General features: G+C 50.1%; 1 protein-coding gene and 1 pseudogene. Both read right to left on the bottom strand.

Annotated elements, in window-relative coordinates; translation table 11 throughout:
- Positions 1–31: 31 nt before the first annotated feature.
- Positions 32–506, bottom strand: a pseudogene (locus M977_RS23835) (IS6 family transposase); the annotation flags it as partial.
- Positions 507–615: 109 nt separating this feature from the next.
- Positions 616–852 (bottom strand): hypothetical protein (locus M977_RS25590; RefSeq protein WP_167351123.1); only part of this gene is annotated, 237 nt, incomplete at its 5' end.

Genomic DNA, 852 nt, shown 5'->3' with positions numbered 1-852 from the left:
TAATTTTCGATATCCAAACTGACCCCTATCTCTGTCGGTGCCCCAACTCCGGCGGGCATTTTCCTTCACGCTTAAGTTGCGCCAGGGCTCGCCCGTATGTCGGGGCTTTGTCGGTATTAATCAGCCGTGGCATTTGCCAGCGCTTCGTATTATTCAGGAGTTTTCCCATAAAGCGGTTGCGGCTTTACTGTTGCGGCGTGGGGAGAGATAAAAATCTATAGTACAGCCTCTGCTGTCGACTGCGCGGTACAGATAAGCCCATTTGCCGTTAACTTTGATATAAGTTTCATCCAGATGCCATGAGCTAAACCCTGAAGGCTGGCGCCAGTACCAGCGGAGACGTTTCTCCATTTCAGGGGCATAACGCTGAACCCAGCGGTAAAGCGTGGTGTGGTCGACGCTGACACCGCGTTCGGCCAGCATCTCCTGTAGCCGTATTTATAGTACCAGCGTACCGCCCACAGAATAATGTCACGACTGAAATGCCGGCCCTTGAATACGTTCATGATTAGCGTCACGGGTGAGAAAGACAGCAAATTTTATCAGCATTGCGAGCTTTGCAACAGTGCCCTAAAAAAGGCCGCTTTCGCAGACCTTCTTTATCACATTCGGTGACTATTCTTTCGGTGCTGCGTTGCCACGAAGTTTGCCGGAAGGATGGCCGGTTTTGCTTGGCAGGTTAGGGGTCACAGCAGATAGCCGGGGCGCATTTTTTCTGTACATCAAAATAGCATCGGGATCGTTAAGAAAATTTCTTGCTATTCCGTATTCCCCACAATCTACCGCCGCAATCAACTCTTTCAGTTGACCAACTCCGTCACTGACAGAGATTTTGCCATTCCTGCAATGTTC

This window comes from Buttiauxella gaviniae ATCC 51604, from assembly GCF_001654835.1.
In the GTDB taxonomy this organism is placed as follows: Bacteria; Pseudomonadota; Gammaproteobacteria; order Enterobacterales; family Enterobacteriaceae; genus Buttiauxella; species Buttiauxella gaviniae.
This window is presented reverse-complemented; position numbering and strand designations above follow the sequence as displayed.